Here is a 22319-nt window from a genome sequence, read left to right as displayed (position 1 = left end):
AAAGTGCGCTTAACAACATCGTTAAGCAGTTGAGATTTTATTTAGAGAGGTGACCAGAACGTGTCAGAAAAAAAAGACATGCCATCTTCTGAAGAAAAAGATGGGCTTAACTTTGAAGATGTTAAAAATCTAACCATTGAAGAAGCTGTTCGAAAAGATTCTGAAATGAAAGCTGGAATTACTGAGTCTGATGGCGTTTTAGATAAGTATATTAAACAGCACCGAGATGAAGTAACATCGCAAAAATTTGAAACAAAGTTATCTGATTTTGAAGATTTAGATACAAAAGCTTTGGATAACTTTATTAAAAAACAACGTGAAGAACTTGTTAATAGCGGGATTGTTAGCAAGGACGTTTTTGAGGAAACTGCTGACCCTAAATCAGAAGTTGAATCAGAAGATGTAGCCAAACCAGTCGTTGAAGAGACTGAAGTTAAAGAGGTTGAGGCTGAGCCTGAGCCTGAGTCTGAACCAGTCGAAACTGTTGACACAGAAAAAAAAGCAGCAACAGAAGTAGAGACAACTACTCCGGAAGTTGAAGAAACTGTAGCTGCTCCTGCTAAAGAGGTTAAAGAAACTGAAAAAGAAGCTGCTTCAATTGCTCTTTCAGCTGATGATAGCAAACCAACATCTAAGAAAAAACGTGTTATCATTGGTGGTTTAGCAGCTCTTGTTGTCGCTATTTTTGGTGCAGGTTATGCGCTACACTACACTAAAGATTCAACAACCACAGTAGCTAGCTCATCAACTTCATCAAGCCAGAAAAAAACGACATCAAGTTCAAGTGCTGCAGAAAAAGCTAAAAAAGCTAAAAAAGCATTTGATGATGCTTATGCAGCTTTGTTCACTGATGATACTAAAACGAAGTTGAAAAATAGTGAATTTGACAAGATTTCTGTTCTAAAAGAAAAATTGGATGACCTAAAAGGTACTGATTTTTATGATGCTGCTAAAAAACAATACGATACTGTAGCAGCTCACATTACAGCTATCAAAGCAATCAACGCTTTGTTTGAAAAAGATGTTATTGTTGATGGTAAAAAAGTTTCAGGAACTGTTAAAGCTGATGCCAAATTCGACAGCTTATCTAGTGATGTTTTGAATACAGGTGACGCTAACTTGGATAATTTATTGCAATCAGTGATTACTGATGGTAAAAATCAATTAGCGGCTAAAGCACAATCAAGTAGCCAAGCGCAAGCAGCTGCTAACTCTGCCAGCCAGACAGAAAGCAATGATAAAGCAGCTGAAGCTAAACCAGCAGCGCCTGCATCTGATAATTCAAATCTTCAACGAGATAAGAGTCGTGTTCCTTATAACGACTCAGCGATTGCTGATTCAAATAATCCAGCTTGGACATTTGGTGACGGTGTACTTGAAAAAATCGTTTCAACATCACAAGCTCGTGGTTATTTCTCTGGAAATGACTATATTCTTGAAAAAGTTAATATTATCAATGGTAATGGTTACTATAACATGTTTAGAAAAGACGGAACTTACCTCTTCTCAATTAACTGTAAAACAGGTTATTTTGTAGGTAATGGTTCAGGTCACTCTGACGCTTTGGATTATTAATTTTTAAAGGCGATTCCTAGAATAGGGCGCCTTTTTTGTTTGTATTTTCAAAGTAATGAAAAAATCTGTGAAAAGATTCAAAAAGTTTGACACTAAAATTTGTAAGCGCTATAATTAACCTAACTTAAAGATTAAGGGGTGATATTTATGGTAAAAGTAGCCATTGTTACTGGTGCAGGTCAAGGAATTGGCTTTGCCATTGCTAAACGTCTTCACGCTGATGGATTTAAGATTGGAATCTTGGATTATAACCAAGAAACTGCTGAAAAAGCTGTTCAAGAACTGTCGCCACAGGCTGCTTACGCTGTTGTAGCAGATGTTTCTAAACGTGAAGAAGTTGCTAAGGCTTTTGAACAGGTTGTTGAGCATTTCGGAGATTTGTCGGTAGTTGTTAATAACGCAGGGGTTGCACCAACAACGCCTTTAAATACTATCACAGAAGAAGTCTTCGAACGTACTTTTGCCATTAATGTCGGTGGTACTATTTGGGGTGCTCAAGCAGCTTTAGCTGAGTTTAAAAAATTAGGTCATGGCGGTAAAATTATCAATGCTTCTTCACAAGCTGGTGTCGTTGGTAATCCAAATCTAACGATTTATGGCGGTAGTAAATTTGCTATTCGTGGTATCACACAAACCCTAGCGCGTGATTTGGCAGATTATGGCATTACGGTAAACGCCTATGCACCAGGTATTGTTAAAACACCGATGATGTTTGATATTGCTCATGAAGTTGGTAAAAATGCTGGTAAAGATGATGAATGGGGCATGCAAACTTTTGCTAAAGATATTACCCTAAAACGTTTATCTGAACCAGAAGATGTAGCTAAAGCTGTTAGCTTTCTAGCAGGACCAGATTCTGATTACATCACTGGACAAACTATTATTGTGGATGGTGGTATGCAATTTCATTAATCCATCTATAAAGCCCAAAAAAGACAGGGAAAATCATTTCTCTGTCCTTTTTGATGTGAAAAAAGCCAGCAGCTAGCTGACTTAAAAGAATTAGATGACGTGACGTTCAAATGGATCGTCTGAGATACCATCTTTAAGAATAAGTTTTGCCCATTCTTTTGCTGTAAATAGACTGTGGTCTTTGTAGTTACCACAAGACTCGATAGTAGTACCTGGAACGTCATCCCATGATGTTACAGTAGCGATTTCTTCTAAACTTGATTTGATGACTTTGGCAATTTCAGTGGTGTTGTGTTTGCCCCACATAATCAAATGGAAACCAGTACGGCAGCCAAATGGTGAACAGTCAATCATTCCGTCGATACGTTCACGGATAAGTTTAGCGAGCAAGTGTTCGATTGTGTGCAATCCAGCAGTTGGAATAGCATTTTCATTTGGTTGAACAAGACGAATATCAAAGTTTGTAATCACATCACCTTTAGGACCAACTTCCTCAGAAATAAGACGGACATAAGGTGCTTTAACAATTGTATGGTCAAGTTCGAAACTTTCTACAGTTACTTCTTTTTTAGACATAATAGACTCCTTTTTTATTCCTCTAATAATCATATCATAAATTTTAGTAAAACGCTTTACAATTTTAAATTGTGAAAAAACTCGATTTATGGTAAACTTGAAAGTAGCTTTCTATAGATGAAATCTAAAATTTTTATTGAGGTAAAAACATGGCAAATATTATTATCTTGGTTGTTTTTGCCCTCATTGGTTTGATAGTTGGTTATGCACTGATTTCCATCAGACTTAAGTCTGCGAAAGAAGCTGCAGAACTCACTCTTTTAAATGCAGAACAGGATGCTGTGAATCTACGTGGTAAGGCTGAATTAGAAGCTGAGCACATTAGAAAATCAGCTGAGCGAGAAACGAAAGCTCATCGCAAAGAATTACTGATCGAAGCAAAAGAAGAGGCTAGAAAATATCGAGAAGAGATTGAAAAAGAATTTAAATCTGAAAGACAAGAGTTAAAACAAATGGAGACTCGTTTGACAGAACGAGCGTCTTCTCTTGATCGCAAGGATGAAAATCTAACCAGCAAAGAAAAAGTGTTGGATAGCAAAGAACAAAGTCTAACCGATAAATCTAGACACATTAATGAGCGTGAAAAACAAATCGGAGAACTCGAAGAACAGAAAAAAGCGGAACTTGAACGTGTAGCTTTGATGACGATTGCAGAAGCGCGTGAAATTATTTTGACGGAAACTGAAACTAATTTGACGCATGAAATTGCCACTCGTATTAAAGATGCTGAACGTGAGGTTCGCGATAAGTCTAACAAGCTCGCCAAAAACATTCTCGCTCAAGCCATGCAACGAATGGCTGGTGAATACGTTACTGAGCAAACCATTACAACCGTTCATCTTCCTGATGATAGCATGAAAGGTCGTATTATTGGTCGTGAAGGACGTAACATTCGTACCCTTGAAAGTTTGACAGGGATTGATGTCATCATTGATGACACTCCTGAAGTGGTCGTTCTTTCAGGATTCGATCCAATCCGTCGTGAAATTGCTCGTATGACCTTGGAAGCTCTAATTCAAGATGGTCGTATCCATCCAGCGCGTATTGAAGAATTGGTTGAAAAGAACCGTTTGGAAATGGATAACCGCATTCGTGAATATGGTGAAGCTGCTGCTTTTGAAATCGGTGCAGTAAACTTGCATCCTGATTTAATTAAAATTATGGGACGTTTGCAATTTAGAACGTCATATGGTCAAAATGTTCTTCGCCACTCAGTTGAAGTTGGTAAGATGGCTGGTATTCTTGCTAGCGAACTTGGCGAAAACGTAATGCTTGCTCGTCGTGCAGGTTTCTTGCATGATATGGGTAAAGCCATTGACCGTGAAGTCGAAGGTAGCCACGTTGAGATTGGTGCAGAATTTGCTCGTAAGTACAAAGAAAACCCAATCGTGGTTAACGCAATTGCAAGTCACCACGGCGATGTAGAACCTGAAAGTGTCATTGCTGTTATCGTGGCAGCAGCCGATGCTCTTAGCTCAGCTCGTCCAGGTGCTCGTAATGAGTCTATGGAAAACTACATCAAACGTCTACGTGATTTGGAAGAAATTGCCAAGAGCTTCGATGGCGTTCAAAACAGCTATGCCTTGCAAGCTGGACGCGAAATTCGTATCATGGTGCAACCAAATAAAATTTCCGATGATGAGGTAACAATCATCGCACACAAAGTTCGTGAAAAAATTGAAAATAACCTTGATTACCCTGGTAATATTAAAGTTACAGTTATTCGTGAACTACGTGCAGTCGATTACGCAAAATAATGAAAATAGACAAGAAGAAGTACGTTTTAGATGTGCTTCTTTTTAATGTGAAGGAGCTTGTAAATTCCCTTGAAATATAGCCTTATCTTTGATATACTAGACTGTAGTCTAATTGATAAAAAGCAAGTCTTAACTTGTAGTCTATAATAAGGAGAGTGGCATGACCGAACGTGGTTTGTTAATTGTTTTCTCAGGACCTTCTGGGGTTGGTAAGGGAACAGTTCGCCAAGAAATTTTTTCAACACCTGATCATAAATTTGAGTATTCTGTTTCTATGACAACGCGCCAAAAGCGTCCAGGAGAAGTTGATGGCGTTGATTATTTCTTCCGAACTCGTGAAGAATTTGAAGAGCTTATTAAAAATGGTCAAATGTTGGAATATGCTGAATATGTAGGCAACTACTACGGCACACCACTGACTTACGTTAATGAAACGCTCGATAAAGGAATCGATGTATTCCTTGAAATCGAAGTTCAAGGGGCTCTTCAAGTTAAGAAAAAAGTTCCAGATGGTGTCTTCATTTTCTTGACTCCACCAGATTTGGACGAATTAAAAGATCGTTTGGTCGGTCGTGGTACTGATAGCGAAGAAGTTATCCGCCAACGTATCGAACGTGCTAAAGAAGAGATTGCTTTGATGCGCGAATACGATTATGCTGTTGTTAATGATGAAGTGCCTTTGGCAGCTGAACGTGTTAAACGCATTATCGAAGCAGAACATTTCCGTGTTGATCGTGTTATTGGACGTTACAACGACATGATTAAAGACATTGACTAAAAGAGAGAAGAGAGAAAAAAGCTATGATGTTAAAACCTTCTATTGACACTTTGCTTGATAAAGTGCCATCAAAATACTCACTTTGCATTCTTCAAGCTAAACGCGCTCACGAACTTGAAGCTGGTGCAAAACCAACTCAAGAATTCAAATCAGTAAAAGCTACTTTGCAAGCTCTTGAAGAAATTGAATCTGGTAACGTTGTTATCCACCCAGATCCAGAAGCAAAACGTGCTGCTGTACATGCTCGTATCGAAGCAGAACGCTTGGCGAAAGAAGAAGAAGAACGTAAAATCAAAGAACAAATCGCTAAAGAAAAAGAAGAAGGAGAAAAAATCTAAGGTATTTTATCTTAGATTTTTCTTGTAATAAATCATTGTGATAAAGTAAACAAGTATTTTAAAAGCTTACTTATCGCGATGATTATTCTTTTTTTCGTTAGGATATTTTTTGAGTTTATTTAGAAAGGATAGTTATGACAAAAATCGCTCAGGTCATTGTTGATGTGCCGTTAATGCAGACCGATAAGCCTTTCTCGTATCTTGTGCCAGAAGACATGCAAAATCAAGTCGTGTTAGGTTCACGGGTGCATGTTCCTTTTGGTCGTGGCAATCGTCTTTTGCAGGGGTTTGTTGTCGGCTTTTCTGAAAGCTTAGACAGTGATAGCAGTGAGCTTAAGGCTATTTGCGAGGTATTGGATTTTGAACCAGTTTTAAATGAAGAGCAGCTTGCTTTAGCAGATCAAATGCGTCATACTGTTTTTTCTTATAAGATTTCAATTTTGAAATCAATGATTCCTAATTTGCTCAATTCAACATACGATAAACGCTTGATGCCGACAGAAACGTTGTCTGATGAAGAGCGATTGGCTTTATTTGGCGATAAAGACAGCAGGCTTCACTCAAGCTTATCTGAAGAAGAAGCTAAAAAAGTTGCTAGACTGGTTCAAGCAGGAAAAATTTCAGTTGATTATCTTGCTAAAGATAAGAAAAATATCAAAACTGAAAAATTCTATCAAGTTAATTCTGACCAGTTAGCTCAAGCAGAAATTTCAGCAAGAGCTAAGAAGCGTTTGTTGTTACGTGATTACTTGCTTGAGCATCCTGAAACAGGAAAATTGACAGACCTGTACCAGCTCTTTTCACGTGACGTTGTCAAATTCTTTGTGGAAAATCATCTGCTAACCATTTTAGAAAAAGAGAAAAAACGTTCAGATGCTTATTTTGACGTTGCAACGACGGATTTTCTTGAGTTAAATGCAGAACAAGCTGCTGTGGTTGAAAAGGTGACTAGTCAAATTGGCAAGGAGTCTAAACCTTTCTTGTTAGAAGGCGTGACTGGTTCAGGTAAGACCGAAGTGTATTTGCACATTATTGATAAGGTCTTGAAACTTGGTAAAACAGCGATTGTTTTGGTGCCTGAAATTTCTTTGACGCCTCAGATGACTAATCGCTTTATTTCACGTTTTGGTAAGCAAGTGGCGATTATGCACTCGGCTTTGTCTGATGGTGAAAAATTTGATGAATGGCGAAAGATAAAATCGGGTCAAGCGCGCGTTGTCGTAGGTGCTAGATCTGCTATCTTTGTTCCAATGGAAAATATTGGCGCAATTATCATCGATGAAGAGCATGAGGCAACTTACAAGCAAGAATCGAATCCACGTTACCATGCGCGCGATGTGGCTTTGCTTCGTGCAAAATATCATAAGGCTGTTTTGTTAATGGGGTCTGCAACGCCAAGCATTGAGAGCCGTGCGCGTGCTAGCCGTAATGTTTATCAGTTCTTACAATTGACTCACCGTGCCAATCCTTTGGCTAAGATTCCAAAAGTTGACATTGTTGATTTTCGTGATTACGTTGGGCAACAGGAAGTCAGCAATTACACGCCTTATCTGCTGGAAAAAATTGCGGATCGTTTGGAGAAAAATGAGCAAGTTGTGCTCATGTTGAACCGACGAGGGTATTCAAGTTTCGTTATGTGTCGTGATTGTGGTTACGTGGATGAATGTCCAAATTGTGATATTTCTTTGACGCTTCATATGGACACTAAGACTATGAATTGTCACTACTGTGGTTTTGAAAAAGCCATTCCACACACTTGTCCAAATTGTCATAGTCGCAGCATTCGTTATTATGGAACGGGGACACAGAAGGCTTACGATGAATTGGCAGAAGTCTTCCCGCAAGCGCGTATTTTGCGAATGGATGTTGATACTACGCGACAAAAGGGAGCTCATCAGCGTATTCTTGATAAATTTGGGAATCATGAAGCTGATATTTTGTTAGGAACACAGATGATTGCCAAAGGACTTGATTTTCCAAATGTTACTTTGGTAGGTGTGTTGAATGCGGATACATCACTAAATTTGCCTGATTTTAGATCGTCTGAGCGAACATTTCAATTGTTGACTCAGGTTGCAGGTCGTGCTGGACGTGCTGAAAAAGAAGGAGAGGTCTTGATTCAGACCTACAATCCACAGCACTACGCCATCAAGTTAGCTCAAAAGCAAGATTATGAAGCTTTTTACGCTTATGAGATGGGCATTCGTAAGCAATTATCTTACCCACCATATTATTTTACGGTTGGCTTAACCTTGTCACACAAGGATGAGCAGACTGTTGTGCGTAAGTCTTTTGAATTGCTTCAAATTTTGCGTCAGAATTTATCTGACAAAATTAAAATTCTCGGTCCAACGCCTAAGCCGATTGCCAGAACGCACAATCTTTATCATTATCAAATCATTGTCAAATATCGCTTTGAGGACCACTTAGAAAGTGTCTTGAATCAGATTTTAGACATGACTCAATTACCTGAAAATAAGGATTTGCGACTGGTAATAGACCATGAGCCACAAAATTTTATGTAGGCTCTCACTATGCTATAATAAAGAAAAATTTAAGTAATAAAATCCTTTGAGAGGAAGAAAAATGACAAAATTAATTTTTATGGGAACACCTGATTTTGCAGCGACTGTTCTAGAAGGTTTACTAGATGATGCCAACTACGATGTTTTAGCGGTTGTGACGCAACCAGACCGCGCGGTTGGTCGTAAAAAAGAAATCAAAATGACACCTGTTAAAGAAGTTGCTTTGGCACACAATTTACCAGTTTATCAACCTGAAAAAATGTCTGGTTCAGATGAAATGGCTGAGCTTATGACTTTAGGGGCAGATGGTATTGTAACAGCTGCTTTTGGTCAATTTTTACCAACAAAATTGCTTGATTCTGTTGATTTTGCAGTTAATGTGCATGCCTCACTGCTTCCTAAATACCGTGGTGGTGCACCAATTCACTACGCTATCATCAACGGTGACAAAGAAGCAGGTGTGACAATCATGGAAATGGTTAAGAAAATGGATGCTGGAGACATGATTGCTAAAGCATCAACACCAATTACTGACGAAGATAACGTTGGGACAATGTTTGAAAAATTAGCCGTTATTGGACGTGATTTACTTTTGAAAACATTACCAGATTACATTGCTGGCAATATCAAACCAGAACCACAAGATGAAAGCAAAGCAACTTTCTCACCAAATATCACACCAGAAGAAGAACGCATTGATTGGAATAAATCAGCACGTGATGTCTTTAACCACATCCGTGGTTTGTATCCATGGCCTGTTGCCCACACACTTCTTGATGGCAAACGATTCAAAATCTATGAAGCAAGCTTGGCAGAAGGTCAAGGACAACCAGGTCAAATCATTGAAAAAGGCAAGAAAACTTTGGTTGTGGCAACTGGAGACGGTGCAATTTCTCTAAAAACAGTTCAACCAGCAGGGAAACCACGCATGAGCGTTGTGGATTTCTTAAATGGTGTTGGACGTAAACTTGAAGTAGGTGACCTTATTGGCGAATGATTGGAAGAAACAAGCACGTGGCTTAGCGCTACTTGTTCTTGAAAATGTCTTTGAAGAAGGAGCTTATTCTAATATCGCTCTTAATCAAGAACTAAAACACACGAAACTATCGCAAAAAGATAAGTCTTTGGTGACAGAAATCGTCTATGGTACAGTAGCACGAAAGATTACCCTAGAATGGTATTTAGCTCACTATATCGAAGACCGTGACAAATTGGATCCTTGGGTTTATTATCTTTTGATGCTTAGCCTTTATCAATTATTGTATCTTGACAAGATGCCAGCTCATGCTGTAGTAAATGACGCGGTTAATATTGCTAAAAATCGTGGCAATAAAAAAGGTGCTGAAAAATTTGTCAATGCGATTTTGCGACGTTTGACTAAAGATGACCTCCCAAATCCTGAAAGCATTAAACGTAAAAACAAACGTTATTCAGTTCTTTATTCTTTACCAGTCTGGTTGGTTAAAAAACTGATTGACCAATTTGGTGAAGACCGTGCAAAAGCCATTATGCAAAGCTTATTTGTTCGAAATAAAGCAAGCATTCGAGTGACAAATCCTGAAAAATTAGCTGAGATTAAAGCTGCAACAGGCGCAGAACCATCTACTTTATCGCCAGTTGGTTTGGTTAAAACATCAGGTCACTTTGCTGGAACAGACTATTTTGCCCAAGGTGATATCACGATTCAAGATGAATCTAGTCAATTGGTGGCCCCAACTCTTAATATTCAGGGCGATGAAAATATCTTAGATGCTTGCGCAGCTCCAGGTGGAAAGACCACTCATATGGCTTCTTATCTGACAAGTGGTCATATCACAGCATTAGATTTATACGACCACAAGCTTGATTTGGTAATGGATAATGCCAAACGACTACATGTGGCTGATAAAATTTCTACACAAAAAATGGATGCCACAACAGTTCACGAACATTTTGCACCAGACACTTTTGATAAAATATTAGTTGATGCACCATGTTCAGGAATTGGTCTTATCCGCCGTAAACCTGACATTAAGTACAATAAAGAAAATCAAGATTTCACGGCTTTACAGGAAATTCAATTGCAAATTCTTGATAGCGTTTGTCAAACATTGCGTAAAGGTGGTATAATAACTTATAGCACTTGTACGATTTTTGATGAGGAAAACTTCCAAGTCATTAACAAATTTTTAGAAACTCATCCAAATTTTGAACAGGTAAAACTGAGTCATACGCAAGAAGATATTGTAAGAGATGGTTGTATTGCGATTACCCCTGAACAATATCAGACAGACGGGTTCTTTATTGGACAAGTTAAACGTATCTTGTAATCTCAAGGAGGAAACTGACACAGTCAGAAGGAAAACTATGAAAATTTCACTTGTAACTGATATCGGACAAAGACGTTCAAATAATCAGGATTTTATTAATAAATTTGATAACGAAAAAGGTATCACTTTAGTCATCCTAGCAGATGGTATGGGAGGTCATCGTGCTGGTAATATTGCTAGTGAAATGACCGTTACTGACCTTGGACGTGAATGGATTACTACCGATTTTACTGAATTAAGCCAAATTCGTGATTGGCTGATTACTGCGCTTGAAGCAGAAAATCAAAGAATTTATGAACTGGGTCAAACCGATGAGTATAAAGGTATGGGAACAACCGTTGAAGCTTTAGCGATTGTTGATAACAATGTTATCTTTGCTCACGTTGGTGATTCACGCATTGGCTTGCTTCATAATGGTGAATACGAATTGTTAACAAGCGATCACTCTCTTGTTAATGAATTGGTTAAAGCTGGTCAATTGACAGAAGAAGAAGCTGCTAATCACCCACAAAAAAATATTATCACGCAATCTATTGGACAAGCTAATCCAGTTGAACCTGATTTAGGGGTTCAAGTTCTTGAAGAAGACGATTATCTTATCATTAACAGTGATGGTTTAACAAACATGATTACCAATGACGAAATTGTTAGCATTTTGAGCCAAGATAAAAATCTTGACGATAAAAATAATGAGTTAGTTACTCTTGCTAACGAACGTGGAGGTCTTGATAATATCACCATTGCTCTTATCCACGCCGAAAGTGAGGAAGCTTAATGATTCAGATTGGCAAATTATTTGCTGGTCGTTATCGGATCCTCAAATCTATCGGACGGGGTGGAATGGCAGATGTTTATCTTGCCAAAGATCTAATTCTTGATAATGAAGAAGTGGCTATCAAAGTCCTTCGAACTAATTATCAAACAGATCAAATTGCCGTTGCTCGTTTCCAACGTGAAGCGCGTGCCATGGCAGAGCTAAACCATCCAAATATCGTTTCGATTCGTGATATTGGAGAAGAAGACGGACAGCAATTCTTAGTAATGGAATATGTTGATGGTTCGGACTTGAAAAAATATATTCAAGATCATGCCCCGCTTTCTAATAATGAAGTTGTTAGAATCATGGAAGAAGTCTTGTCTGCGATGACTTTGGCTCATCAACAAGGAATTGTTCACCGTGATTTGAAACCACAAAATATCTTGTTAACCAAAGATGGAACAGTTAAAGTTACCGACTTTGGTATCGCTGTAGCCTTTGCAGAAACAAGTTTAACACAGACAAACTCAATGCTTGGTAGTGTACACTATTTATCACCTGAACAAGCGCGTGGTTCAAAAGCCACTGTTCAAAGTGATATCTACGCTATGGGGATTATGTTGTTTGAAATGTTGACTGGTCACATCCCATATGATGGTGATTCAGCTGTTACAATTGCTCTTCAGCATTTCCAAAAACCACTTCCATCAATCATTGATGAAAATAAAAATGTTCCACAAGCTTTGGAAAATGTTGTCATTAAAGCAACTGCAAAACGTTTGAGTGATCGCTACGCCTCAACTTTTGAGATGAGCCGTGATTTAATGACTGCTCTTTCATATAATCGCAGTCGTGAACGCAAACTTGTCTTTGAAGATACAGAAAATACGAAGACACTTCCAAAAGTAACAACTTCAACACCTGTTCCCTCAACTACAGAACAATTGTTGAAAAAACAAAAAGCGGCTAAAGTTAATCGTGAAGCTGCGGATAATAAAATTGCAAAAGCGAAAACGAAGAAGAAAAAATCACATCGTATGTTTGGTACTTTAGTGAAAATTTTCTTTGCGGTCGTAGTAGTTGCAATTGCTATCTTTACTTACTTGACGCTAAGCGCACCAGCTTCAGTCAACGTTCCAGATGTAGCAGGAACAAGTTTAGCAGATGCTAAGACAAGTTTAACTTCAGCTGGACTTAAAGTTGGTGATATTCATAAAGTAGCTAGTGATACTGTGCAAAAAGGTCATGTTATTAAGACTGACCCAACAGCAGGTTCATCTAAAAAAGAAGGTGCCAAAGTTGACATTTATGTGTCAAAAGGAACATCAGGCTTTAAGATGAAAGATTATACTGGTCAAAACTATCAAGAAGTTATCAAAGAACTCAAAGATAAGCACGGTATTTCAAGTGATAAGATTGATCTCGAATGGATAACAGGTACTAACTATGACGGTGGTACTATCATTAGTCAAACACCTGAAAAAGGTACAAAAGTAGCTAGTGAAGATAAGATTACTTTCAAGGTTGCAGCAATCGTTATGCCAAACCTTATTGGTTATACTTACCAAGATGCAATTGCTGAATTGACTGCACTTGGCTTATCAAGCTCACATATTACAGTATTCCAAGCAGATGCTACTTCATCAACTGGATACTCTCAAGTCAAAACACCATCTGCCTCTACAGTTGTTGTGGCACAAGATCCTTACTTTGGCGCAGCTATTGAAGGAAATGTGAAACTTTACTTCTCAGCTGGAAGTGAATCTCAGTCTTCAGAAGTCGCACCATCTCAATCTGTTCCTGAGTCATCTGAGACAAGTGAAACTAGTGAGTCAAGTTCTTCAAGTAGCAGCAGTAGCAGCACTGAAGAAAGTTCACAAACCGACTCATCATCAGTTGAACAATAAGATATTATAAGAACACCTAAATAGGTGTTCTTTTTTAGTCAAAATCGAGCAATTTCCGCTTCTTTTTGGTAAAATACAGAAAAAGAAAGGGTATGATATGAGGAAAGTTCAATTTTTTGTCATTGTCGAAACTATTTTATTAGTCATGGGCTTAATGACAATTATGGCCAACAATTTATCGAGTTTTATCTTAATTTTAGTTTTAATTCTTTTGGCATTACGTTTTTATAATCAAGACAAGCGCAATAATTTATTGTTAACAGTAGGATTGGTTCTTTTATTTTTGATTTTGATGCTTAATCCATACATTATCATGGCGGTTGTGCTTGGGGTTGTTTATGTGGTCATTAATCACTTTTCGCAAGTTAAGAAGAAAAATCGCTTTGCTTTGGTTCGTTTTCGTGAGGAAGACTTGAAAGCAAAACCAATTCGCAATCAATGGATTGGGGCGGATATGCATGACAGTGATTTTTATGCCTTTGATGACATCAACATGGTTCGTTTAACAGGCAGTGACACTATTGATTTAAGCAGTGTCATCGTAACTGGTAAGGATAATGTGGTAATCATTCGCAAAGTTTTTGGTCCAACAAAGATTTTAGTTCCTATTGACGTTGCGGTTAAATTGGATGTTAGTGCGATTTATGGCAGTGTTCGTTATTTTGATTTTGAAGAATATGACCTGCGAAATGAATCTTTAAAATTATGGCATCCTAAAGATGAAGAATGTTTGAAAGCTGTTAAGGTGATTGTTAATGTTTTAGCAGGAGATGTTGAGGTGGTGCGTAAATGAAAAAACATCATTTTTTACTTTTGATTCTTTATGCAAGTATTATCATCATTTCAATTGTTGTTGTTGTCCTAGATAGTTTAGAGTTGCATTTGAAAAGTTTGATAACAGATTTTTGGATGGGAGAACGTTTTGTTTTTTCAATTGTCTTTCTTATCTTAGCTGTTACTATTTTGTTATTACTACTTTGGGTTATTTTGGATGATAATAGTAAACGAAGTATTAACCAAAATCTGCGCCGCATTTTAAATAATCAAGAGGTATCTCTTGATGAAGATACAGAAATCAACACGAATTTGTCACGCTTGTCTAAAAAGATGACACACTTAACAAATAGTCTTCAAAATACTGAGAATAGTCGTATTCAAAATGGTCAAGAAATTGTAGAACAAGAACGCAAACGTATCGCACGTGATTTACATGACACAGTTAGCCAAGAACTGTTTGCTTCCTCAATGATTCTTTCTGGGGTATCTGCTAACCTTGATCAGATTGAAAGAGAGCAGCTTGAATTCCAGTTGACTGCCGTTGAAAGTATGCTACAAAATGCTCAAAAAGACCTGCGTATTTTACTCTTACATTTACGACCTACTGAATTAGAAAATAAAACCCTTTCAGAAGGTTTTGATATCCTCTTGAAAGAATTAACAGATAAGAGTAGTATAGAAGTTGTTTATAAGAAAAATATCGGAAAACTACCTAAAAAGATTGAGGATAATGTTTTTCGAATTGCTCAAGAATTTATCAGCAATACGCTTAAACATGCCAAGGCAACACGTTTAGAAGTTTACCTCAATCAGACAGAGACAGAATTACAATTAAAAATGGTTGATAATGGTGTCGGTTTTGATATGGATGAAAGGCATGATTTAAGTTATGGTCTTAATAATATTGAAGAACGTGTTGATGACATGGCAGGGACAATGACACTATTGAGCCAAAAAGGAAAAGGAGTATCAATGGATATCCGCTTGCCTTTGGTTAAGGGAGAAAACAAGGAGAAAGAAGATGACCCAAAAAATTAGAGTTATCCTAGTTGATGACCACGAAATGGTACGTCTTGGTTTGAAAAGTTTTTTTAACTTGCAACCTGACGTTGAAGTTGTTGGCGAAGCAGGCAATGGTATTGAAGGGATAAAACTTGCTTTAGAGTTAAAACCAGATGTGGTAGTAATGGATTTGGTAATGCCTGAAATGAGTGGCGTTGAAGCGACCTTAAAACTCTTAAAAGAGTGGAAAGAAGCTAAAATCCTTGTTCTGACATCTTATCTTGATAATGAAAAAATCTACCCAGTTATTGAAGCAGGTGCTAAAGGTTATATGTTAAAAACATCTAGTGCCGCTGAAATTCTTAACGCCATTCAGAAAGTAGCGCGTGGTGAACTAGCAATCGAAACAGAAGTTGATAAGAAGATCAAAGCACACGATCAAAGACCAGAATTGCATGAAGATTTGACAGCGCGTGAACGAGATATTTTAAGGCTTTTAGCCAAAGGTTATGACAATCAGACTATTGCTGATGAACTGTTTATCTCGCTAAAAACTGTTAAAACACACGTTTCAAATATCTTAGCTAAGCTAGAAGTGGATGACCGTACACAAGCAGTTGTCTATGCCTTTAAGCATCATTTAGTACCGCAAGATGAGGATTAATGTTATAATAAAAACATAGCTTTTCTTTGATTTCAAAGTTAGAAAGGAAAATGGGACAAAAAGTCTAAGGACTTTTATGGAAAATGAGATTTTAGTGACCATTTCCTTTCCCATAATGATACAGATGGATGTAAAAACAAAATACAAGGCTAAAAAAACGAAGATTGTTTTCTTTGATATTGATGATACCTTACGTGTCAAAGTCACAGGTTATATGCCAGAATCAATCAAGTATGTTTTTAAAAGCTTGAAAGAAAAAGGAATTATGACAGGGATTGCTACGGGACGCGCTCTCTATGGTGTTGTTCCTGAAATCCGTGATTTAAACCCTGATTATTTTGTCACAATCAATGGAACATATGTTGTTGACAAAAAAGAAGCAGAGATTGTTAGTGATCCTCTTCCACGTGATTTAGTTGAAAAATACGTCAACTGGGCTAAGTCAGAAGGTATTGAGTACGGCTTTACTGGTAAGGATAAACCAGTCGTGTCAAAACGTTGTGATTTGATTGATGATGCGATGAAACCTATTTATGGTATTTGTGATGTTGAGCCAGATTTTTATTTAACAAATGATGTTTATCAAATGTGGACATTTGCTGAAAATAATGCTGATTTGCAATTGCCAGAAGACTTAGCTAGTGAGATTCGTTTGGTACCTTGGCACGAACACTCATCTGATGTTGTTAAGGTTGGCGTTTCTAAAGCTTCAGGAGTTGCCCATGTTTTAGAAAGTCAAAACTTAAAACCACTCAATGCCATGATGTTTGGAGATGGTCCAAATGATATGGAAATCTTTGATTATGTTGGCTTGAAAATTGCTATGGGCAATGCCGTGCCTGAACTCAAAGAAAAAGCAGATTTTGTAACAAAAACAGTAGAAGAAGATGGCATTTTATATGCCTTGGAGGAACTCGGTTTGGTAGAAAAACAATTAAATTTCCCACAAGTTGATTTATCAACAGTTGAAGGTCCAGTTGCGACAATTAAAACAAATCATGGTGACATGAAAATCAAACTTTTCCCTGATCATGCACCAAAAACAGTAGCAAACTTTGTTGCTTTGTCAAAAGATGGTTACTATGACGGTATCATTTTCCACCGTATCATTCCTGAATTCATGATTCAAGGTGGTGACCCAACTGGTACTGGTATGGGTGGACAATCTATCTATGGCGATAGCTTTGAAGATGAATTCTCAGAAGAACTTTACAATGTTCGTGGAGCTCTTTCAATGGCAAATGCTGGTCCAAATACAAACGGAAGCCAGTTCTTTATCGTTCAAAATAGCAAAATTCCATACGCTCAAAAAGAACTAGAACGTGGTGGTTGGCCAAAACCAATCGCAGAACTTTATGCTGCTAAAGGTGGAACACCTCACCTTGACCGTCGTCACACAGTCTTTGGACAAATCATGGACGAAGAATCATACAAAGTTCTTGATGAAATTGCAAACGTTGAAACTGGCGCACAAGACCGCCCAGTTGAAGATGTAGTTATTGAAACAATTGAGGTAGTAGATTAATGAGAATTGGCGACAAAATCACTGGAACAATAACAGGTATAAAACCTTATGGTGCCTTTGTCGCATTGGATAATGGGACTACAGGCCTTATTCATATCTCAGAAATTAAAACAGGCTATATTGAAAATATTTACCAACTGCTTAAAGTTGGTGAGAAAGTCTTGGTACAAGTTGTTGATTTTGATGAATTTACGCAAAAAGCTAGCCTTTCTTTGCGTACCCTTGAAGAGGAAAAACATCACCTCCACAGACGCCATCGTTTTTCAAATAGTCATTTAAATATTGGTTTTCAACCATTGGCAGACAATCTGCCAAAATGGACAAAAGAAAGCCTTGAATTACTAACAAAAGATTGATAAAATGCTGAGACGAAGTGCTCAGCATTTTTTTTATCATAATTATAAGAAAACAAGGTTAGAGCAGAACTCTAGCCTTGTTTGATTTTAGATAGATTTATTCACCAAAGTCGTAAAGAGAAGTTGAAAGGTAACGTTCGCCGTTGTCAGGAAGAAGGGCTAAGACTTTTTTACCTTTACCAAGTTCTTTGGCTTTTTCAATAGCTGCAAAGATGGCTGCGCCAGAAGAGATACCAGCAAGGAATCCTTCTTTTCCACCAAGGTTACGGCTTGTTACAATAGCATCGTCTGATGCGACGCGAATGACAGCATCATAAGATTTAGTATCAAGGGTATCTGGGATAAAGCCAGCTGAAATTCCTTGAATTTTGTGTGGACCAGGTTTTTCACCAGAAAGAACAGCAGATTCATCAGCTTCAACTGCATAGACTTTGATGTCTGGGTTTGCTTTTTTAAGAGCGTGAGAAACACCAGAAACAGTTCCTCCAGTACCAACACCAGCTACGAAAGCATCAAGACCTTTTGGACCGAAAGCTTCAATGATTTCAGCTCCTGTTGTTGCTTCATGAACAGCTGGGTTAGATGGATTAGCAAATTGAAGTGGTACCCATCCATTTTTCTCTGCAGCGACTTCTTTGGCTTTAGCGATAGCACCTTTCATTCCTTCGCTTCCTGGTGTCAAAACAAGTTCAGCACCATAAGCTTGGATAATTTTACGACGTTCAAGGCTCATTGTTTCAGGCATTACAATAATGACTTTGTATCCTTTAGCTGCACCGACCCAAGCAAGACCAATACCAGTATTACCTGATGTAGGTTCAACAATTGTATCACCAGGTTTGATTGTACCTGATTTTTCAGCGTCTTCAATCATACGAAGAGCAATGCGGTCTTTAACAGATGAGCCTGGGTTAAATGATTCAATTTTGACGTAAACATCAGCAGCATCTTCAGGAACAATGTTGTTAAGTTTGATAATAGGAGTGTTTCCAATTAATTCAGTAATTGAGTTATAAATTTTTGCCATAAATGATTCTCCTTGAATTAAAATTTATAGGTCAAGTATATGCTCAAATTGACTGTTTGTAAAATATATAATTCTTATCATGGTGATAGGGAAATCTTATCACAAGGCAACTTCGACAATTTTTGAACCAGATTTTTCAAAAGAAACCTTACCTTGATAAAATTCAACAAGACGGTCACTGACCTCTTGGACATTTTCAGGATCAAGGTAGATGTGAGTCGTTACATTTTCTAGAAATTCGGTGTCAAATTCTTGAAGATCTTCAGCTTGCAAGAAGTTGGAGAATGTTTGGTATTGTGGGTAAGAAAGGGTGAGTTTTAGCCCTTCTTGTTCCTTAACTTCTACGATACCAATCTCTTTAAGAGCATTAGCAACGCTGCCAGCGTAAGCACGGATTAGCCCACCTGCACCAAGCTTAATACCACCAAAATAACGTGTGACAACGGCGACAACATTGGTTAAACCTTGTTTTTCCAAAACAGTTAGCATCGGTACACCAGCTGTTCCACTTGGCTCACCATCATCACTAGAACGCTTGATTTCGGCATTTTCTCCAATAATCATAGCTGAACAAGAATGAGTTGCTTTATAATGTTCTTTTTTGATTTGAGCAATAAATTCTCGTCCTTCTTCTTCAGTTTCAACGCGTTTTAATTGGCAAATAAAGCGTGATTTTTTAATCTCTTCCTCGCAAATGCCATCGTTTTTAATTGTTTTATAGTTCATATCAAAATTTTACAAGATTTTTTGGGATTTAGCAAAATTTTCGAATAAATAAGTATGACAGAGTTAAATGATTACTATGGAAGAATTTTTACAGAAAGTCAGTTAACAGATGACTTGAAAAAAGAAGCAAAAGTCCTTCCTTCGATTAAAAGAGAAAAAGGGCAAATGATTTGCAATCGCTGTGGAAGTGTTATGTCACCAAATCATACCCTCCAAACAGGCCGAGTTTATTGTAGAGAATGCTTAGTTTTTGGCAGAAATACTAGTGATGCTAAGCTTTATTATTTTCCTCAGAAGCCTTTTTTAAAGACTCAGTCTTTAAAGTGGCAAGGAAAACTAACTCCTTATCAAGATGAAGTTTCCAAAGGCATGCTTGCAGGTATTTCTGAAAAACGCGATTTATTGATTCACGCCGTAACTGGTGCGGGCAAAACCGAAATGATTTATCAATCTTTAGCCAAAGTTATTGATAATGGTGGAAGTGTCTGCTTAGCGAGTCCACGGATTGATGTTTGTTTAGAACTTTATAAACGTTTATCACGGGATTTTTCTTGCCCGATTACGCTTTTATACGGTGATTCTGAGCCGTATAAACGTTCTCCACTGGTAATTGCAACGGCCCATCAACTTTTAAAATTTTACCGAGCATTTGATTTATTAATCATCGACGAAGTTGATGCCTTTCCCTTTGTTGATAATAAAATGCTTTATTACGCTGTCAATCAATCGCTAAAAGATGATGGCGTTGAACTCTTTTTAACAGCGACTTCGACTGATGAACTTGATAAAAAGGTGAAAAAAGGAGAGTTGACAAAGCTGCATTTGGCAAGACGTTTTCATGCCAATCCTTTGGTAGTCCCCAAAATGGTTTGGTTAAGCAAAGTGCTAATTTCAATGAAAAAGAAAAAATTTCCTCCTAAACTAATCTCTCTTTTAAAAAAACAAAGGCAAAGTCAATTCCCGCTTCTTATCTTTTTTCCGAATATTGAACAAGGTAGAGAATTTACAAGTATCTTACAAACCATTTTTCCAGATGAAAGGATAGGACTTGTGTCAAGTAAAACCGAAAATCGTCTGGAATTGGTAGAAGAATTTAGACAAGGAAAATTAACCATACTAGTGACGACAACCATTCTAGAACGTGGGGTAACCTTTCCTTGTGTCGATGTTTTTGTTCTACTTGCAAATCATAAATTGTACAGCAAAAGTGCACTTGTACAGATATCAGGACGAGTTGGACGAGCAGCCGAGAGACCGACAGGAGAGCTATTGTTCTTGCATGATGGCGTAACAAAAGCTATGAAAAAAGCTATTTCTGAAATAAAAGAAATGAATCATAAAGGAGGATTTTAATGGTATGTTTGCTTTGCGGACAAGAATTTTCTGAGAAGGAAACTTTTCTAGGAATTATTACAATGCGCAAGAGCCGTTACTTGATTTGCAAAGAGTGTCAGGAAAACTTTGAAAAAATTGGTGATGACCACTGTCCAACGTGCTACCGAAAAGGCAGTAAAGAGCAGTGTGATGATTGCAAGGAGTGGGCAAAAGAAAATCATAAAGTTTCGCACCGAGCACTGTATACTTACAATGAAGCCATGAAAGAGTATTTTTCAAAATACAAATTTCAAGGAGATGCTATGCTAAGCCATGTTTTTGCAAAAGAAGTCAAACAAGTCTTGAAGAACTACAAGGGCTATACCATTATTCCTGTCTCACTCAGCAAAGAACGAATGACAGAAAGACAATTCAATCAAGTTACAGGCATTCTAGATGCTGCTAAGATTTCTTACTATGATATTTTAGAGAAGAAAGATATTAAAAAGCAATCTGAAAAAAGTAGAAAAGAAAGACTGACAAGTGACTGTCCTTTTAGGATTAAATCAGATATTCCGATACCAGATAAATTATTAATTATTGATGATATTTACACAACGGGAGCAACTTTAAAAGGAATTTATCGCTTATTTTATGAAAAAGGAGTAAAGATTGTAAAAAGTTTAACAATTGCACGGTAAATGCTTGCAAATTTTCATGAAAGCAGTATAATAAAAGAGTAAAGAAAGCGCTTTATAGCGAGAAAGAGGTGTTTTTATGATTAAATATAGTGTTCGTGGAGAAAACATCGAAGTAACAGATGCTATCCGTAACTATGTCGAATCTAAACTCGGAAAAATTGAAAAATACTTCAATACTGAACAAGAATTAGATGCTCGTGTTAATCTAAAAGTCTACCGTGAAAAAACTGCAAAAGTTGAAGTAACAATTTTGGTTGATTCAATCACTCTTAGAGCTGAAGACGTTTCACAAGATATGTATGGATCAATCGATTTGGTAACTGACAAGATTGAACGTCAAATTCGTAAAAATAAGACTAAAATTGCTAAAAAACATCGTGAAAAAGTTCCAGCTAGCCAAATTTTCACAAGTGAGTTTGAAGCTGAACCTGTAGAAGAAGGACCAGCAGTAAACGTCGTTCGTACAAAACACGTTAGCTTGAAACCGATGGATCTTGACGAAGCGCTTCTTCAAATGGACCTTTTGGGACATGATTTCTTTATCTACACAGATGCTGAAGATGGTGTAACAAACATTCTTTATCGTCGTGAAGACGGTGAACTTGGTTTAATCGAAGCCAAATAACCCGTAGAAAAATCCGCTAAATTTTTTAGCGGATTTTTTAATTTACCTATTGACATAGGAAGCGATAGATGATAAATTAATATAGTTGCTGCTTGAGAGCGAGCCTTTCAAGAGACTTAAGTTAATAACAAAAAAACTTAAAAAAAGTTATTGACAAAAGCGATTGGC

Annotated in this window: 21 protein-coding genes; 18 read left to right on the top strand and 3 right to left on the bottom strand. The window is 37.4% G+C overall.

Annotated features, from left to right (window positions below; genetic code table 11):
* Positions 1 to 60: 60 nt before the first annotated feature.
* Entirely contained in the window at positions 61 to 1575 is a 1515-nt protein-coding gene (locus SFC32_RS04830; RefSeq protein ID WP_411049370.1) for a cell division site-positioning protein MapZ family protein, read from the top strand.
* A 147-nt stretch (positions 1576 to 1722) separates the two neighbouring features.
* Entirely contained in the window at positions 1723 to 2487 is a 765-nt protein-coding gene (locus SFC32_RS04825) for a (S)-acetoin forming diacetyl reductase (protein WP_411049371.1), read from the top strand.
* A gap of 90 nt (positions 2488 to 2577) precedes the next feature.
* On the opposite strand, the gene SFC32_RS04820 is transcribed toward SFC32_RS04825, so the two are convergent.
* On the bottom strand, positions 2578 to 3063 hold the full coding sequence (locus tag SFC32_RS04820) for an S-ribosylhomocysteine lyase (protein WP_039695895.1): 486 nt from the start codon (positions 3061 to 3063) through the stop codon (positions 2578 to 2580).
* A 149-nt stretch (positions 3064 to 3212) separates the two neighbouring features.
* Here SFC32_RS04820 and SFC32_RS04815 point away from each other — a divergent pair, with 149 nt between their 5' ends.
* From SFC32_RS04815 to SFC32_RS04755, 13 genes are all read left to right on the top strand, one after another.
* Complete coding sequence (locus tag SFC32_RS04815) at positions 3213 to 4820, top strand: ribonuclease Y (RefSeq protein WP_039695894.1); 1608 nt, start codon at positions 3213 to 3215, stop codon at positions 4818 to 4820.
* Positions 4821 to 4980: 160 nt separating this feature from the next.
* Positions 4981 to 5598, top strand: coding sequence for a guanylate kinase (gmk, locus tag SFC32_RS04810; protein ID WP_003063524.1), 618 nt, complete (start codon positions 4981 to 4983; stop codon positions 5596 to 5598).
* A 23-nt stretch (positions 5599 to 5621) separates the two neighbouring features.
* Positions 5622 to 5936 (top strand): DNA-directed RNA polymerase subunit omega, encoded by a 315-nt coding sequence (rpoZ, locus tag SFC32_RS04805; protein ID WP_014334364.1) that lies wholly within the window; start codon positions 5622 to 5624, stop codon positions 5934 to 5936.
* A 134-nt stretch (positions 5937 to 6070) separates the two neighbouring features.
* The gene (locus SFC32_RS04800; RefSeq protein WP_411049372.1) at positions 6071 to 8461 is read left to right on the top strand and encodes a primosomal protein N'; all 2391 of its coding nucleotides are present in this window, start codon (positions 6071 to 6073) and stop codon (positions 8459 to 8461) included.
* A gap of 61 nt (positions 8462 to 8522) precedes the next feature.
* A complete protein-coding gene (gene fmt, locus SFC32_RS04795; RefSeq protein ID WP_411049373.1) occupies positions 8523 to 9458 on the top strand; it encodes a methionyl-tRNA formyltransferase in 936 nt (311 codons plus the stop codon).
* Positions 9448 to 10770: a 16S rRNA (cytosine(967)-C(5))-methyltransferase RsmB gene (gene rsmB / locus SFC32_RS04790; RefSeq protein WP_411049374.1), complete on the top strand. Its 1323-nt coding sequence runs from the start codon at positions 9448 to 9450 to the stop codon at positions 10768 to 10770. The genes fmt and rsmB overlap by 11 nt, the downstream gene beginning before the upstream one ends.
* 37 nt (positions 10771 to 10807) lie before the next feature.
* A complete protein-coding gene (locus SFC32_RS04785; protein ID WP_074482688.1) occupies positions 10808 to 11545 on the top strand; it encodes a Stp1/IreP family PP2C-type Ser/Thr phosphatase in 738 nt (245 codons plus the stop codon).
* On the top strand, positions 11545 to 13434 hold the full coding sequence (gene pknB / locus SFC32_RS04780; RefSeq protein WP_411049375.1) for a Stk1 family PASTA domain-containing Ser/Thr kinase: 1890 nt from the start codon (positions 11545 to 11547) through the stop codon (positions 13432 to 13434). Before SFC32_RS04785 ends, pknB begins: the two co-directional genes overlap by 1 nt.
* A gap of 97 nt (positions 13435 to 13531) precedes the next feature.
* On the top strand, positions 13532 to 14227 hold the full coding sequence (gene liaF, locus SFC32_RS04775) for a cell wall-active antibiotics response protein LiaF (RefSeq protein ID WP_039695888.1): 696 nt from the start codon (positions 13532 to 13534) through the stop codon (positions 14225 to 14227).
* Positions 14224 to 15249, top strand: coding sequence for a sensor histidine kinase (locus SFC32_RS04770; RefSeq protein ID WP_411049376.1), 1026 nt, complete (start codon positions 14224 to 14226; stop codon positions 15247 to 15249). The genes liaF and SFC32_RS04770 overlap by 4 nt, the downstream gene beginning before the upstream one ends.
* The gene (locus tag SFC32_RS04765; protein WP_074626744.1) at positions 15233 to 15877 is read left to right on the top strand and encodes a response regulator transcription factor; all 645 of its coding nucleotides are present in this window, start codon (positions 15233 to 15235) and stop codon (positions 15875 to 15877) included. The genes SFC32_RS04770 and SFC32_RS04765 overlap by 17 nt, the downstream gene beginning before the upstream one ends.
* A 124-nt stretch (positions 15878 to 16001) precedes the next feature.
* Positions 16002 to 17402, top strand: coding sequence for a bifunctional Cof-type HAD-IIB family hydrolase/peptidylprolyl isomerase (locus SFC32_RS04760; RefSeq protein ID WP_081341909.1), 1401 nt, complete (start codon positions 16002 to 16004; stop codon positions 17400 to 17402).
* On the top strand, positions 17402 to 17758 hold the full coding sequence (locus SFC32_RS04755) for a S1 RNA-binding domain-containing protein (protein WP_020916316.1): 357 nt from the start codon (positions 17402 to 17404) through the stop codon (positions 17756 to 17758). Before SFC32_RS04760 ends, SFC32_RS04755 begins: the two co-directional genes overlap by 1 nt.
* 97 nt (positions 17759 to 17855) lie before the next feature.
* Here the strand turns inward: SFC32_RS04755 and cysK are convergent, their stop codons facing one another.
* Both cysK and SFC32_RS04745 read right to left on the bottom strand, forming a co-directional pair.
* On the bottom strand, positions 17856 to 18785 hold the full coding sequence (gene cysK, locus SFC32_RS04750; protein ID WP_411049377.1) for a cysteine synthase A: 930 nt from the start codon (positions 18783 to 18785) through the stop codon (positions 17856 to 17858).
* A 99-nt stretch (positions 18786 to 18884) separates the two neighbouring features.
* Positions 18885 to 19511 (bottom strand): YigZ family protein, encoded by a 627-nt coding sequence (locus SFC32_RS04745; protein WP_411049378.1) that lies wholly within the window; start codon positions 19509 to 19511, stop codon positions 18885 to 18887.
* 54 nt (positions 19512 to 19565) lie between these two features.
* On the opposite strand from SFC32_RS04745, the gene SFC32_RS04740 reads away from it, so the two are divergent.
* The 3 genes from SFC32_RS04740 to hpf all read left to right on the top strand — a co-directional run bounded on the left by SFC32_RS04740 (position 19566) and on the right by hpf (position 22151).
* A complete protein-coding gene (locus tag SFC32_RS04740) occupies positions 19566 to 20864 on the top strand; it encodes a DEAD/DEAH box helicase (protein WP_411049379.1) in 1299 nt (432 codons plus the stop codon).
* Positions 20864 to 21526, top strand: a complete 663-nt coding sequence (locus SFC32_RS04735) for a ComF family protein (RefSeq protein ID WP_411216631.1) — start codon at positions 20864 to 20866, stop codon at positions 21524 to 21526. The genes SFC32_RS04740 and SFC32_RS04735 overlap by 1 nt, the downstream gene beginning before the upstream one ends.
* A 76-nt stretch (positions 21527 to 21602) precedes the next feature.
* Positions 21603 to 22151, top strand: a complete 549-nt coding sequence (hpf, locus tag SFC32_RS04730) for a ribosome hibernation-promoting factor, HPF/YfiA family (RefSeq protein ID WP_074603611.1) — start codon at positions 21603 to 21605, stop codon at positions 22149 to 22151.
* Positions 22152 to 22319 lie beyond the last annotated feature (168 nt).

Origin of the sequence: Streptococcus sp. TATVAM-FAB8, from assembly GCF_046592795.1 — a bacterium.
In the GTDB taxonomy this organism is placed as follows: Bacteria; Bacillota; Bacilli; order Lactobacillales; family Streptococcaceae; genus Streptococcus; species Streptococcus ruminicola.
Note: the sequence above shows the minus strand (reverse complement) of the source record. Positions and strands in the feature narration are given on the sequence as shown.

Bases quoted from the DNA above. Each gene is read 5' to 3' on its own strand.
- SFC32_RS04825 (WP_411049371.1), top strand. From the start codon at position 1,723: ATGGTAAAAGTAGCCATTGTTACTGGTGCAGGTCAAGGAATTGGCTTT.
- SFC32_RS04820 (WP_039695895.1), bottom strand. From the start codon at position 3,063: ATGTCTAAAAAAGAAGTAACTGTAGAAAGTTTCGAACTTGACCATACA.
- SFC32_RS04815 (WP_039695894.1), top strand. From the start codon at position 3,213: ATGGCAAATATTATTATCTTGGTTGTTTTTGCCCTCATTGGTTTGATA.
- gmk (WP_003063524.1), top strand. From the start codon at position 4,981: ATGACCGAACGTGGTTTGTTAATTGTTTTCTCAGGACCTTCTGGGGTT.
- rpoZ (WP_014334364.1), top strand. From the start codon at position 5,622: ATGATGTTAAAACCTTCTATTGACACTTTGCTTGATAAAGTGCCATCA.
- SFC32_RS04800 (WP_411049372.1), top strand. From the start codon at position 6,071: ATGACAAAAATCGCTCAGGTCATTGTTGATGTGCCGTTAATGCAGACC.
- fmt (WP_411049373.1), top strand. From the start codon at position 8,523: ATGACAAAATTAATTTTTATGGGAACACCTGATTTTGCAGCGACTGTT.
- SFC32_RS04785 (WP_074482688.1), top strand. From the start codon at position 10,808: ATGAAAATTTCACTTGTAACTGATATCGGACAAAGACGTTCAAATAAT.
- pknB (WP_411049375.1), top strand. From the start codon at position 11,545: ATGATTCAGATTGGCAAATTATTTGCTGGTCGTTATCGGATCCTCAAA.
- liaF (WP_039695888.1), top strand. From the start codon at position 13,532: ATGAGGAAAGTTCAATTTTTTGTCATTGTCGAAACTATTTTATTAGTC.
- SFC32_RS04770 (WP_411049376.1), top strand. From the start codon at position 14,224: ATGAAAAAACATCATTTTTTACTTTTGATTCTTTATGCAAGTATTATC.
- SFC32_RS04765 (WP_074626744.1), top strand. From the start codon at position 15,233: ATGACCCAAAAAATTAGAGTTATCCTAGTTGATGACCACGAAATGGTA.
- SFC32_RS04760 (WP_081341909.1), top strand. From the start codon at position 16,002: ATGGATGTAAAAACAAAATACAAGGCTAAAAAAACGAAGATTGTTTTC.
- SFC32_RS04755 (WP_020916316.1), top strand. From the start codon at position 17,402: ATGAGAATTGGCGACAAAATCACTGGAACAATAACAGGTATAAAACCT.
- cysK (WP_411049377.1), bottom strand. From the start codon at position 18,785: ATGGCAAAAATTTATAACTCAATTACTGAATTAATTGGAAACACTCCT.
- SFC32_RS04745 (WP_411049378.1), bottom strand. From the start codon at position 19,511: ATGAACTATAAAACAATTAAAAACGATGGCATTTGCGAGGAAGAGATT.
- SFC32_RS04740 (WP_411049379.1), top strand. From the start codon at position 19,566: ATGACAGAGTTAAATGATTACTATGGAAGAATTTTTACAGAAAGTCAG.
- SFC32_RS04735 (WP_411216631.1), top strand. From the start codon at position 20,864: ATGGTATGTTTGCTTTGCGGACAAGAATTTTCTGAGAAGGAAACTTTT.
- hpf (WP_074603611.1), top strand. From the start codon at position 21,603: ATGATTAAATATAGTGTTCGTGGAGAAAACATCGAAGTAACAGATGCT.